The sequence below is a fragment of the Paracoccus sp. (in: a-proteobacteria) genome, assembly GCF_030538655.1.
In the GTDB taxonomy this organism is placed as follows: Bacteria; Pseudomonadota; Alphaproteobacteria; order Rhodobacterales; family Rhodobacteraceae; genus Paracoccus.
Genome location: NZ_JAUNTO010000003.1, coordinates 91,195 through 104,584 on the forward strand (window position 1 = coordinate 91,195; position 13,390 = coordinate 104,584).

Sequence of the window (13,390 nt, forward strand, 5' to 3'; positions counted from 1 at the left end):
GATGATCCTTTTGCTGCTGGGGCTGGTGCCCGTGACTGCGGGCTTTGCGGCCCCGGCAGGTGCCGCCGATTCCGCGCATCGCATCGACTGGACCACCGCGCCTTTGCGGCTGCTGATGGTCGAACGCCCCGGTTGCCAGTGGTGTGCGGCATGGCGTGCGGAAATCGGGCCGGGCTATGCCGTCAGCCCGCAGGGCCGCGCCGCGCCCTTGCTGGTGGTGGATATGGACGGCCCCTTTCCCGACGGGCTGGCACTGGACCGGCGGGCCTGGCTGACGCCGACCTTCATCCTGTTGCATCGCGGGCAGGAACTGGGCCGGATCGAGGGTTATCCCGGCGCGCGGCATTTTTACCCGGCACTGACCGGGCTGTTGAACAAGGCACCTGCCAAATGACCGTTCCCGATCACCCGGCCCTTCCCCCGACGACATGATCGCCCGCGCAACCGAGGCCGCCGCGCTATTGAAGGCTTTGCCCCATGAAGGACGGCTGATGATCCTGTGCCACCTGTCAGGCGGCGAACGCGCCGTGGGTGAACTGGAACAGCTGCCGGGTCAACGTCAGGCTGCCGTCAGTCTGCAACTGGCCCGGCTGCGCGCCGATGGGCTGGCCACGCGCCGCCGCGAAGGTAAGACACGACTGTATTCCATCGCCGCCCCCAAAGCCGCCGAGGTGATCGCCACCGTCTATCGCCTGTTCTGCACCGAATAAACCGCCACCCCCGCGACGGCATGGCAATTTCGGCACCGCGCGGGCTTTCGCCAGTGGCGGGCTTGGGTTATGGACGGGGCGAAATCCGACTGACGAGGCCCGCCATGCACGATATTCGCGCCATCCGCGACAATCCCGACGCTTTTGACGCCGCCCTTGGCCGTCGCGGCCTGTCGCCGGTTTCGCCGCAAATTCTGGCGCTGGATGCCGAACGCCGCGCCCGCATCGCCGAGGCTGAGGCCGCCCAATCGGACATAAACAAGGCCAGCAAACAGGCCGGTGCCGCCAAGGGCCGCGGCGACGAGGAGGAATTCAACCGCCTGCGCGCCGAGGTGACGGCCCGCAAGGATGACGTGACCCGGATGCAGGCCGAGGCCGCCGCGCTGGACGCGGAACTGCGCGATCTGCTGCTGGCCCTGCCGAACCTGCCGCTGGACAGCGTGCCCGATGGCAAAGACGAAGACGATAACGTGGAAATTCGCCGCTGGGGCACGCCGCGCGATCTGGATTTCCAGCCGCGCGAACATTTCGACATCCCCGGCGTGAAACCCGGCATGGATTTTGAAACCGCCGCCAAACTGTCGGGCAGCCGCTTTGTGGTGCTGAAGGGCGCGGTGGCGCGGCTGCACCGGGCCTTGGGGCAGTTCATGGTCGATCTGCATATCGACCGGCACGGGCTGGAAGAAACATGGACCCCGGTTCTGGTCCTGTCCGACATGATGCTGGGCACCGGGCAGTTGCCGAAATTCGGCGAGGACAGCTATCAGACCCGCGAAGGCTGGTGGCTGGTGCCCACCGCCGAAGTGACGTTGACCAACACCGTCAATGGCGATCTGGTCGAACATGCCACCCTGCCCCGCCGCATGGTGGCGCAGACGCAATGCTTCCGCTCCGAGGCGGGCAGCGCGGGCCGCGACACGACGGGCATGCTGCGCCAGCACCAGTTCGAGAAAGTGGAAATGGTTTCCATTACCGACGCCGAGGCTGGCCTTGCCGAACACGCCCGCATGACTGATTGCGCGCAGGCGGTGCTAGAGGCGCTGAACCTGCCCTATCGCACCGTCGTTCTGTGCGCGGGCGACATGGGCGCGGGCGCGCGCATCACCCATGACATCGAAGTCTGGCTGCCCGGCCAGAACCGCTATCGCGAGATTTCCAGCGTCAGCTATTGCGGCGATTATCAGGCACGGCGGATGAACGCCCGCTATCGCCCCGCTGGCGGCGGTAAGCCTGAATTCGTGCATACGCTGAACGGATCGGGGCTGGCCGTAGGCCGCACCCTGATCGCTGTTCTGGAAAACGGGCAGCGGGCCGATGGCTCGGTCGATCTGCCCGAGGCGCTGTCGCGCTATCTGGGCGGTGCGCGACAGTTGACGGCGAATGGCACGCTGGTCTGATCGACCTGCGAAACCGCCACCAACCCGCTGCAAGGATGTGTGAAACCGTTTGACGGCTTGATGCGTTGGCCTGCATGAACCGTGCAAGCATCATATTCACTGTTCTGGCGGTCGGTTTGTTCGTCATCGGCGGACTTGTTTTTGCTGCTACTTACCCGCCCGAGGTTGCATTTACCGGGCGGGCGAGCAGTGCTGTGGCCTATCAATCCGCCAATGCGCTGGTGTTGAACTATTGGGCCGTCGCACCGGGCGGCGATCATGTGAATCTGGCGCTGAAAATGTTCAGCCCCGGCCCGCCCGCGCTGTGGCTGTTGCTGATTATGATCTGGGCCGGTCTGGCCCTTCATGCCCTGCGAATGGCCCATGACCGCTGGTGGTATGAGCGTTATGCAAAAGGCCGACAGGCCAAACCGCTGGCACGCGGTTTTGCCGGTCCGCCAACCCCGCCGCAGATCGCGGCCCAGCACCACAACGACCATACGCCCACGGAACTGGCCCCGCTGGCCGGTGCGCTGATCGCGGGGGCAATCTGGCCCTGGATCGGACCAGACCGGCCCTGGATCGGCGTCGGGCTGGCAGTGGTGATGCTGATCTCGGCGCTTGGTGCAGTGGTGCGGGGGCAGCGGATCGGGTCAGAAGTGCGCCAAAGCCGCGCGGTCGGGTTGTTCGCGGGCTGGGTTACGGTGCTGGCCTATGCGGCGATCGCATGGTTCGTCAGCAGCCAGATGGCCGTCAGTGCAGAAATGGCCGGTCTGATGGCGATGCTGCTTTGCGCCGGAACGGGTGCGACGGTGCAGGTCATGATCGGAGATTCGTCATTTTATTCCGTCGGCGTGATCTGGGCACTGATCGGGATTGCCGTGGCCACCATGACCGGCGCCCCGACTGTGGCCATCGGCGCGGTGCTGGGCGTCGCATCGCAAACCGCCGTTCTGGTCCGCGCGATCACCTGACCTTGCCGTCCAGCCGATCCGGTGCAGGATCGGTCGGCAGCGCCCGGTCCCGCAGCGCCCATGCGCAAAGCAGCGCCAGTCCGCCCCCCATCAGCGTCGCGATGATCCGTTGTTCAGCATTGGCCAGTGGTGCGCCTTGGGCAAGGTCGATCATCGTTACCACTGTCATCGTGACCGCCGCCGTGAACACCGCGTAATGCGCCTTTTGCAGCGCAAATGACAGAAAGGCGGCCACCGTCAGCGCAGCCAGCATCGCCGCCACCTGCTGCCCGGTCGCCAGCGCAAATCCTGTGGCCAAGGCCGAACCGCCGACCGTGCCGATCAGCCGCGCGATGCCTCGGGTCCGGGTTTCGGTCAGGCCGGGCTTCAGCACCATCAGCGCGGCCATCGGCGCCCAGTAATCGTGATGTAACCCTAACGAGCGGGCAATCCACATCGCCCCTGTCACCGCCAGCGCCGCACGCAGCACATGCCGCAGCAGCGACCCGCGGGTAGGCGGCTCTTTCGGCGCAGCGGCAGGCAACGGGGCGGCCCACAAAGGCAGCAGCCATCCCAGCAGCAATACGCAGGCAATCTGCGCCGCGCCCCCCGCAAGGACCAGCGCGCCACGTTCTGCCGCGCCGGGAATGGCCTGCGGGTAATAGCTGGCGATCACAAAGGCGATGACCACTTGCAGCGCAATCCACCAGCGATCTTCGTTCAGCAGCGCCAGCGCCCCGCACGCCCCTGCCAGAACGGCGATTATCGCCAGCATCAACGCAAAGGACTGCCCCGCCAGACTGCCCAGAAAGGCCGCCGCCGCGATCGACACCGCCGCCAGCACAATCACCAGCCATCGTCCGCCGCTGACCGAGCGCCCGGCACCAAAGCCAACCGAATAAGCCGCGCCCGCCATTACCAGCCCCTTGACCGCATCGTCCCAGATGACGCCGAAGGTCATCAGCAAGGGCACGGCAGGCAGGCAGATCGCGGCCAGTCGCCAGAAGGCCGGGGAAAGAACGCTGCGCAGGCGGGTGTCTATCCGGCTCATCCCGGACCTGTCACATGCCCTTGGGCTTTTGCCGGTTCTTGTGCTTGGCCAGCGCGCCGGATTGGTTAATCTTATCGGCCTTGTGGCGATAGGGATTTTTGTCGCCCTGATCGCGGAAAAACAGCCGGATCGGCGTTCCCGGCATGTCGAAATCGGCGCGCAGCCCGTTCACCAGATACCGCTGATAGCTGTCAGGCAGCTTGTCGGTATGGGTGGCCTTGACGATGAACGCCGGGGGCCGGGTCTTGACCTGAGTCATATAGCGCAGCCGGATGCGCCGCCCGCCGGGTGCGGGGGGCGGATGGCTTTCGGTCATCACCTCTAGCCAGCGGTTCAGGCGCGCGGTCGAAACGCGGCGGTTCCAGACCTCATGCGCCTTGAGGATGGCGTTGTGCAGCCGGTCCAGCCCCTTGCCGGTGCGGGCCGATACCGTGACCAGCGGCGCGCCTTTCAGCTGCGGCAGCAGGCGTTCAAAAGCCTCACGCAACTCGTTCAGCTTTTGCGGCTTGTCTTCTTCCAAGTCCCATTTGTTCGCGGCAACGACCACCGCACGGCCTTCGGTCTCGGCATAGTCGGCGATGCGTAAGTCCTGCTGTTCAAAGGGGATTTCCACGTCCAGCAGCACCACGACCACTTCGGCAAAGCGGACGGCGCGCAGCCCGTCGGCGACCGACAGCTTTTCGACCTTATCCGTCACCTTGGCGCGCTTGCGCATCCCGGCGGTGTCGAAAATCCGCATGGGCGTCCCCATGAATTCGGTCGTCACCGAGATAGAATCGCGGGTGATCCCGGCCTCGGGTCCGGTCAGCAGACGGTCTTCGCCGATGATCTTGTTAATCAGCGTCGATTTGCCCGCATTGGGGCGACCGATGACGGCCAGTTGCAGCGGGCGGGCCTCGCTGGGGCGCCAGTCGTCGGCACCTTCGCCGGTTTCAGCATCCTCATCAGACAGATCAACATCGGTTTCGGCGGCGATGGGGGCGGGGCGGTCAGCCTCGATCTGGTCGGCCAGCGGCATCAGCGCCTGATACAGATCCTCCATCCCCTCGCCATGTTCGGCAGAAATGCGGATCGGCTCGCCCAGGCCCAGGGAATACGCCTCCATCGCGCCTGCCTCACCGGCGCGGCCCTCGGCCTTGTTGGCGGCCAGCAGCACATGCTTGGCGCGGCGGCGCAGGATTTCGGCGAAATATTCATCCGCCGCCGTCACGCCCGCGCGGGCGTCGATGACGAACAGGCACACGTCCGCCTCGTCCACGGCGCGTTCGGTCAGGCGGCGCATCCGGCCTTGCAGGCTGTCATCCTCGGCCATTTCCAGACCGGCGCTGTCGATGACGATAAAGCGCAGATCGCCAAGGCGTCCCGCGCCTTCGCGCAGGTCGCGGGTGACGCCGGGCTGGTCATCGACCAAGGCCAGCTTTTTACCGACCAGCCGGTTGAACAGGGTCGATTTGCCGACATTCGGACGGCCAACGATAGCGAGGGTAAAGCTCATCGGAATGCCAAAAGCTGGCCGTTGCGGCTGACGACATACAAGGTTTGCCCGGCAACCGCAGGGGCCGCCGCAGCGCCGCCCGGAATGGCCGCCTGGCCGGTCAGCGCGCCGGATGCCGGATCAAACACCCGCAACACGCCATCGCTGCTGGCCACAAACAGCCGCCCGCCCGCCAGAACCGGGCCATAGCTGGCAAAGATGCGATCCTGCCGCCGGGGTCGTTCGGTGGTGTAATAGGGCAGCGCGACGCGCCAGATCACCCCGCCTGTGGCGGCGTCCAGACGGATCAGTTCTGCCTGATCGTTCACCGCAAAGATCGAACCGCCCGCCACGACCACCGGTGAATTGGCCCCGTCGCGCGCCGACCAGATTTCAGCCCCGGTGCCCAGATCAAAGGCCGTGATCCGCCCCGATGAGGTGCCGCCATACAGCCGCCCGCCCGCGATCACCGGATCGCCGGTCATGTCTCGGATGGCGGCAATGGCGCGTCCGGTGCGTGTCCCCGCCACCTGCGCGGAAAACTGTGTCATGCCGTCAGCGGTTTCCGCCGCCAGCAACTGCCCCGAGGCAAAGGGGAACACCACGGTATTGCCCGACACCGCCGGGGCCGACACGCCCATCACCCCCATTGGTGCGCCGATGCCATTGGTCTGCCACAACACCCGGCCATTCTCGGCCCGGACGGCCCAGCCGACACCATTGCGCGCCGCGACATAGACCACGCCGTTCTGCACCGCAGGCGCACCGGAAATCGCCGTATCGACGCGCTGCCGCCACAGGATGCCGCCGCTGCGGGCGTCCAGCGCCACCAGCTCGCCATAGCCGGTGGTGACAAAGATGCGTCCGCCTTCGGCCGAAATACCGCCGCCCGAAACGCTGTCGCCGCGTTCGGTCGCGGGGCGCAGGCTGGTTTGCCAGATCGTGCCGCCGCCGGTGCTGGTTGCGACCACATTGGCGCGGCTGTCCAGGGTGAACACCATGCCACCCCAGATGATCGGATCGGCGGTGATACGGAACCGCCGCGCATCACCCGAACCGATGCTCGCCGCCCATTGCAGCGTCATGCCAGCGCCAAGCGCCGCATGGCCCGGATCATGGGCAGCGTTCCCGGCACGATGGGTCCAGTCGGCATTGGCGCGCATGGCGGGCAGCGACAGGGCGATGCTGGCGGGCGCGGGCGCACCGATCACCGCCGGGCCATCGGGCGATGCCACCGCCAGCGGGTCCAGCCGCTGGCCGGGCAGGATGATCTCGCGCTCGCCGCAGGCGGCCAGCAGGGCAACCGGCAGCAACGCGGCAAGGCCGGTGGCACGAATGCGCGAAAAGGTGGTCATGTCCTCGTCCCTCTTGGCCGTTTGTCCGGTGTTCTCAGTTCCCGGTGTTCTCAGTTCATCGTCGGCGCGTCGGACTGTGCCGGATCGGGTTCGACGCCTAGGGCGATCATCGTCTCGGACAGGCGGCGGCGCAAGGTTTCGCTCAGCCCGTCGCGCTGTTGGATCTGGCCGATCAGCACCGCAGCGTCATCAATGCGGCCCGCGCCAATCAGCGCCACCGCCTGCTGTTCCAGCGCCAACAGTTCGAACGGCGCGCCGGGGCGGGCCAGATCGGCCAGCAGCGCATCGCGCGTGGCCGGGTCCATGGCTTCCCCTTGCACCAGCACCAGTTTCAGCCGCGCCAGATCGCGCAGCGCCGCGTCATTCTGGCCCAGAGCGGTCGCCACCTGCTCTAGCTGCGCCGCAGCGGCAGTATCCTGCCCGGCATCGGCCTGCGCACCCGCCGCCAGCAACCCGGTCAGCGCCGCGCGGCGCGGGGAACCGGCGGTATCGACCTGCGCCAGTGCCGCCGGTTGATCCGCCGCCTGTTCCGCCGCCAGCACCGCGTCACCAAATGCCTGCGCATTCGCCTGTTCGCGCGATTTCTGATATTCAAACCACGCGGCCCCGCCCACGACCAGCAGGATCGCCGCGATCCCGATCCAGCCATATCGACGAAAGGTCGCATACATCCGGTCGCGACGCAGTTCTTCTGTCACCTCGTCGATGAAACTGTCGTTCTGGTTGGCCATCGGGTCTTTCCGCTGTCTTGTCCTGTCGCCCGTCTTTATACGCTTGGCACCCGGTTTGCCAATGCCGCGCAGGGTCTGGCGGGCGTAGCGCGGAAATTTATGCGGGCCACGATGGGCAACACGGGCCATTCAACAAGGCAGGCACGCCGCAGACCGGATAAAAGCCCAGAGACTGACCACCAAAAGGCCCGCCAGAGTTTCCCCCGGCAGGCCCCCAGACACACCCTCGCACGGATTACATGCGCGAGGCGACGTTTTCCCAGTTCACCAGCTTTTCAAGGAAGTTTTGCAGATAAACCGGGCGCTTGTTACGGAAGTCGATGTAATAGGAATGTTCCCACACATCACAGCCCAGCAGCGCGGTCTGCCCAAAGCACAGCGGGTTGACGCCGTTTTCGGTCTTGGTGATCTCCAGCCCGCCATCGGCCTTTTTGACCAGCCAGGCCCAACCGGAACCGAATTGTCCAACACCTGCTTCGGTGAATTTCTTTTTGAAATCCTCGACCGAACCGAACGATTCTTTCAGTGCGGCTTCAACCTCGGACGGCATCCTGGATTCCGGGGCCATCATTTCCCAGAACTGAGTGTGGTTCCAGTGCTGGCTGGCGTTGTTAAAGATACCGTTCTGGGCGACCGCGCCTTTTTGATAGGTGCCGGTCACGATGTCTTCCAGCGACTTGCCTTCCCATTCGGTGCCGGCGATCAGCTCGTTCAGCTTGTCGACATAGGCTTTGTGGTGGATGTCGTGGTGAAACTCGAGCGTTTCTTTCGACATGCCGACAGCTTCCAACGCGTCATGGGCGTAGGGAAGATCGGGAAGTGTGAAAGCCATGGTTCTGTCCTTTCTGAAAGGATTGCGTTTCGGCCCCGATGATTGGCCAAGCTGGAACCGAACGCAAGGGCGCGTGACAGGTTCCGCATGGTTCGCGATAAACTGCCGTCGCACCCCAAGACGGGGGTTTCACACCCCCGAACCCCCGTGGGATACTTGCAAACGAAAGACGGGGCGGGCGCGTCAGGCCACCAGCGCCTCGGCGCGTTTCAGATCGACGCTGACCAGCTGGCTGACGCCCTGCTCCACCATGGTTACGCCAAACAGCCGGTCCATTCGCGACATGGTGACGGCGTGATGGGTGATAATCAGAAAGCGCGTGTCGGTGCGCCGCGTCATTTCATCCAGCATGTCGCAGAACCGGCTGACGTTGGCATCGTCCAGGGGCGCGTCCACCTCGTCCAGCACGCAGATGGGGGCGGGGTTGGCCAGGAACACGGCAAAGATCAGCGCCAGGGCGGTCAGCGTCTGTTCGCCACCTGACAGCAGCGACAGCGTGGCCAGTTTTTTGCCCGGCGGCTGGCACATGATTTCCAGCCCGGCCTCAAGCGGGTCGTCGGATTCTACCAGCACCAGCCGCGCCTCGCCGCCGCCGAACAGGGTGGTGAACAAGGTGCTGAAATTGCTGTTCACCGTATCAAAGGCCGCCAGCAGCCGTTCGCGCCCCTCGCGGTTCAGGCTGCCGATACCCGCGCGCAGTTTGTGGATGGCCTCGACCAGATCGGCCTTTTCACCGGCCAGACGGTCGCGTTCGGTTTCCAGTTCCTGTTTGTCCTGATCGGCGCGCAGGTTCACCGCGCCCAAGCCATCCCGCTGGCTGCGCAGCCGGGCAATCTGATCTTCCAAAGCCGCAGCCGGGGTTTCGGTCGCGGCATCGTCCAGCGTGGCGCGCAAGCTGTCAGGCGTGCCGCCGTCGGTTTCCTCGGCGATGCGGGCGCGGGCCACCGTTTCACCGTCGCGCGCCGCGTCGCTGCGCGCCTGACGGCTGGCCCGGTCTTCGCGCGCATCGGATGCGGCGCGTTCGGCGTCACGTTCGGCCTGAGCGGCATCACGCAGCGCCATATCGGCTGAATCCAGCGCGGCGCGGGCGCGGGTCTGGCGGGTGTCAGCCAGTGCCTGCCGTTCCGTCAGGCTGGCACGGCGGGTGGCCAGCTCGGCGGGCTGTGCCTGTGCCGTGGTCAGTTCGGTTGCCGCAGCGTCGCGCCGGGCGGACAGTTCGGCGGCGCGGGTGCCCGCATCGGTCAGGCGCAACTGCCAGCCGCTGGATTCTTTGGCGATTTCCTGCAAACGCTTGATCCGCGCGTTGCCTTCGCGTCTGAGTTCGTCCAGCGCGGACCGGCGCGACAGAGTAGCGATGCGCGCCGCCTCGACCCCGGTGCGGGCGTGTTCGACGGCCTCGGCGGCGGCGGCGCGGTCGGGCAGATCGGCCAGCGCCCGGTCGGCCTGCGCCAACCGCGCCCCGGCATCGGCGGCATCCGCACGGTGGCGGGCCAGTTCGGCACGGGCGGATTCTGCGCGCGAGCGGGCCAGCGACAGATCCGATTCCGCGCGCGACACGGCACGGGCCGCATCCGACAACGCGCGGTCGGCATCGCGGCGGGTGTCGCGGGCGGTTTTCTCGGCCCCGGCGGCGTCGGTCAGCGCGGCGCGGGCCACCTCATGCGTGGCAGCGGCGGTTTCGGCGGCGCGGGCAGCGGTGTCGGCCTGCGCGGTGATCGCCTTGAGTTCGTTGACCTTTTGCAGATGCAGCGCTGCCGATGACGATGCCTCGCCTGCCATCACCCGCAGCCCGTCCCAGCGGTAAAGATCGCCGCCCTGTGTCACCAGCCGCTGACCGGGGCGCAGCCCCGCTTGCAACGCGGCGGCATTGCCCCCGGCAATCCCGACCTGCGACAGCCGCCGGGCAAGCGCGGGCGGGGCGGTGACATGCGGGGCCAGCGGCGCGGCACCGGACGGCAGCGGCTGCACCGGGTCAAGAGGCGGCAGGCTGTGCCAGCCTGACCCCGTATCCGTCAGCCCGGCGCGCAGATCATCGCCCAAGGCCGCGCCCAAAGCTGCCTCATAGCCGGGCGCGACAGTGATCTGATCCAGCACCGCATCACCCCCGGCGCGGCCACGATCGACCAAGCGCCGCAGCGCCGCCATTTCAGCGGCCAGCGCGGCGGCTTCGCCCTCGGCCCCGGCGCGGGCGGCGCGGGCCTGCGATTCCGTTACCTCGGCCTCGGCGCGGGCAGTTTCGGCGGCACTCAGGGTGGCTTCGGCGGTCTCGGCCTGGGTGCGGGCATCGGATTGCACCGCCTCGGCCTGCTGCAAGGCGGTTTCGGCTGCGGTTCCGGCCTCGGTCGCGCGGGTGGCGGCGGTTTCAGCCTGATCGGCGGCGTGGCTGGCGCGGGTCTGCATCTCGCGCAGGTCACCCGCCAGTCGCTGTGCCGATTGGTGCTGCGCGTCCAGCCGCGCGCTGGCGCCGGTCAGTTCGGCCAGTTTCGTTTCCATTGCCGTCAGCGCCTCGGCGGCCTGATCGGCGACCGTCCCGGCCTCGGTAAGCCGCGCCTCATGGCCGTGATGTGCCTTGTCAATTTCGGCCTTTTCCCAGGCCAGCCGTTCCACCATCTGCCCGGCATCGCGGTTCAGCGCGGTTTCACGGTCGATGTCGCGGTCCAGCTGCGCGATGCGCTTGCCCAAGGCTTCGATGGCATCCGCCGCGCGGGATTCGGCCTCGTCCAGTGCCTCGGCCTCGACCAGCAGACGCGACAGGACGGCGCTTGCGATTTGTTCTTCCTCGCGCAAGGGCGGCAGCATCGATTCCGCCTGTTCGCGCAAGCCGGTGGCGGCGCGGGCCGCCGCCTCGGCCACAACGGCGGCAGATGTGGCGGCGGACAGCGCCTCGGCGGCGGCGGCGCGGGCTGCATCCGCCTCGGCCCAACGGCGAAACAGCAGCGCGCCTTCGGCCTGCCGCAAGGCCGCGCCGATCTCGCGGTATTTCGCCGCCGCGCGGGCCTGCCGGGCCAAGGACGCGGCCTGCGCGCCCAGTTGATCCAACGTGTCATCGACGCGGGTCAGGTTGGTTTCGGCGCCGTTCAGCTTTAGCTCGGCCTCGTGGCGGCGCTGATACAGGCCGGAAATCCCCGCCGCTTCCTCAAGAATACGCCGCCGCGCCTTGGGTTTGGCGTTGATCAATTCACTGATCTGCCCCTGCCGCACCAGCGCCGGGCTGTGTGCCCCGGTCGAGGCATCCGCGAACAGCATCTGCACATCGCGCGCCCGCACCTCGCGCCCGTTAATGCGATAGGCGGACCCGGCGTCGCGGGTGATGCGGCGCGTGATGTCGATATGGTCGTCGGCGTTGAACCCGGCGGGGGCCAGATGGTCGCGGTTGTCGATGGTCAGCACCACCTCGGCCTGCGCGCGGGCGGGGCGGCGGGCGGTGCCGGCAAAGATCACATCCTCCATCCCTTCGCCGCGCATGGCGGTGGGGCGGTTTTCGCCCATGACCCAACGCAGGGCCTCCAACAGATTGGATTTGCCGCAGCCGTTCGGGCCGACGACGCCGGTCAACCCCTCGCGGATGACCAGATCCGTGGGGTCAACAAAGCTTTTGAAGCCGTTCAGGCGCAGGCGATCAAAGCGCAAGGGCGGGGTCCATCAGAATCGGTGCATTAGCCGGGGATTGTCGGGGGGACCCGCGCCCGAGTCAACCTTCACGCAAGATATAGAGCCGCAACGCCGCATTCCCACAAAATACAAGGGGGTGGCACAAGCGAGGTTTTGCGTTAATCAGCCAACATGCTTCCTGCTTTGGCGATCATACTTGGCTTTCAACTGGCGGGTGAGGTGATCTCGCGCTTTGCCGGATTGCCGCTGCCCGGCCCGGTGCTGGGGCTGTTGCTGCTGGTCGCAAGTTGCCTGATCCGCCCGGCACTGGCCGACCGGCTGCGGCCTGTCGCACAGGGGCTGCTGGCGCATCTGTCGCTGTTCTTTGTCCCGGCGGGCGTGGGGGTGATCGCGCATCTGCCGCTGATCCGTGCCCATGGTGTCGGACTGGCACTGGCGCTGATCCTGTCCACGGTGCTGGCTATCGGAGTGGGGGCGCTGGTCTTTGCCACGGTAGCACGGCTGGCGCGGGTGCCCGACGATGAATGACGCGGTGCTGATCTGGTCCTATCTGTCACAGGGGCCGCTGCTGTGGCTGACGGCAACGCTGGTCGCCTATCTGATCGGAGACGCCTGTTTCCGCCTGTCGGGTCGGCGAAGCTGGGTGAACCCGGTAATGATCGCGGTGGCGGTTCTGGGCGCGCTGCTGATGGCGACGGGCACGGACTACGCCACCTATTTCGAGGGCGCACAATTCGTGCATTTCATGCTTGGCCCCGCGACCGTGGCGCTTGGCCTGCCGCTGTTCGACAACCTGCGCCGGGTGCGGCGGGCGGCACTGCCGCTGATCGCCGCGCTGGTCGCCGGGTCGGTGACGGCGGTGGCCTCGGCCCTGCTGATCGGGCGCGTCATGGGCCTGCCGCGCGATGTGCTGGCCTCGCTGGCACCCAAATCGACCACCGCGCCGGTGGCCATCGGGATCGCTGAACAGATCGGCGGCCAGCCGACGCTGACCGCCGTTCTGGTGCTGCTGACCGGGATGATCGGGGCCATCTGCGCCACGCCGCTGCTGAACCTGCTGCGGGTCCGCGACTGGCGGGCGCGCGGCTTTGCCGTGGGCGTGGCGGCGCATGGTATCGGCACAGCCCGTGCCTTTCAGGTAAACCAGACGGCGGGTGCCTTTTCCGGCATTGGCATGGGCCTGAACGCCGTGCTGACGGCCATCATCGCACCGCTGATGCTGCACCTGTTCGGGTAATGCGTATCTAAGACACACAGGAAACACGGCGCAGGCTGCTGCGATGCCGGAACCATTGC

Annotated in this window: 12 protein-coding genes; 6 read left to right on the forward strand and 6 right to left on the reverse strand. The window is 66.7% G+C overall.

All coding sequences use genetic code 11. The annotated features are described in order from the left end of the window. Position 1: 1 nt before the first annotated feature. The 4 genes from Q4G22_RS03405 (at position 2) to Q4G22_RS03420 (ending at position 3,060) form a co-directional block, all read left to right on the forward strand. Entirely contained in the window at positions 2-394 is a 393-nt protein-coding gene (locus Q4G22_RS03405) for a SoxS protein (RefSeq protein WP_303384489.1), read from the forward strand. A gap of 34 nt (positions 395-428) precedes the next feature. Further along, positions 429-710 carry a helix-turn-helix transcriptional regulator gene (locus Q4G22_RS03410; RefSeq protein WP_303384490.1) on the forward strand — a complete coding sequence of 94 codons (282 nt, stop codon included), beginning with the start codon at positions 429-431 and terminating at the stop codon, positions 708-710. Positions 711-814: 104 nt separating this feature from the next. Next, positions 815-2,107 (forward strand): serine--tRNA ligase, encoded by a 1,293-nt coding sequence (gene serS / locus Q4G22_RS03415; RefSeq protein ID WP_303384491.1) that lies wholly within the window; start codon positions 815-817, stop codon positions 2,105-2,107. A gap of 74 nt (positions 2,108-2,181) precedes the next feature. Beyond that, positions 2,182-3,060: a hypothetical protein gene (locus tag Q4G22_RS03420; protein ID WP_303384492.1), complete on the forward strand. Its 879-nt coding sequence runs from the start codon at positions 2,182-2,184 to the stop codon at positions 3,058-3,060. Here Q4G22_RS03420 and Q4G22_RS03425 read toward each other — a convergent pair. The 6 genes from Q4G22_RS03425 to Q4G22_RS03450 all read right to left on the reverse strand — a co-directional run bounded on the left by Q4G22_RS03425 (position 3,053) and on the right by Q4G22_RS03450 (position 12,112). Then, positions 3,053-4,090, reverse strand: coding sequence for an FUSC family protein (locus Q4G22_RS03425; protein WP_303384493.1), 1,038 nt, complete (start codon positions 4,088-4,090; stop codon positions 3,053-3,055). The two genes, Q4G22_RS03420 and Q4G22_RS03425, sit on opposite strands and share 8 nt — an antisense overlap. Before the next feature lie 10 nt (positions 4,091-4,100). Then, positions 4,101-5,585, reverse strand: coding sequence for a ribosome biogenesis GTPase Der (gene der, locus Q4G22_RS03430; RefSeq protein ID WP_303384494.1), 1,485 nt, complete (start codon positions 5,583-5,585; stop codon positions 4,101-4,103). Continuing rightward, a complete protein-coding gene (locus Q4G22_RS03435; RefSeq protein ID WP_303384495.1) occupies positions 5,582-6,919 on the reverse strand; it encodes a PQQ-like beta-propeller repeat protein in 1,338 nt (445 codons plus the stop codon). The genes der and Q4G22_RS03435 overlap by 4 nt, the downstream gene beginning before the upstream one ends. Before the next feature lie 50 nt (positions 6,920-6,969). Then, positions 6,970-7,779 carry a tetratricopeptide repeat protein gene (locus Q4G22_RS03440; protein ID WP_303384496.1) on the reverse strand — a complete coding sequence of 270 codons (810 nt, stop codon included), beginning with the start codon at positions 7,777-7,779 and terminating at the stop codon, positions 6,970-6,972. 106 nt (positions 7,780-7,885) lie between these two features. After that, complete coding sequence (locus Q4G22_RS03445; protein WP_303384497.1) at positions 7,886-8,482, reverse strand: superoxide dismutase; 597 nt, start codon at positions 8,480-8,482, stop codon at positions 7,886-7,888. Between the two features lie 183 nt (positions 8,483-8,665). Next, a complete protein-coding gene (locus Q4G22_RS03450; RefSeq protein ID WP_303384498.1) occupies positions 8,666-12,112 on the reverse strand; it encodes a chromosome segregation SMC family protein in 3,447 nt (1,148 codons plus the stop codon). A gap of 153 nt (positions 12,113-12,265) precedes the next feature. On the opposite strand from Q4G22_RS03450, the gene Q4G22_RS03455 reads away from it, so the two are divergent. Both Q4G22_RS03455 and Q4G22_RS03460 read left to right on the forward strand, forming a co-directional pair. Continuing rightward, complete coding sequence (locus Q4G22_RS03455; protein ID WP_303384499.1) at positions 12,266-12,622, forward strand: CidA/LrgA family protein; 357 nt, start codon at positions 12,266-12,268, stop codon at positions 12,620-12,622. Then, positions 12,615-13,331, forward strand: coding sequence for an LrgB family protein (locus Q4G22_RS03460; protein ID WP_303384500.1), 717 nt, complete (start codon positions 12,615-12,617; stop codon positions 13,329-13,331). Before Q4G22_RS03455 ends, Q4G22_RS03460 begins: the two co-directional genes overlap by 8 nt. Positions 13,332-13,390 lie beyond the last annotated feature (59 nt).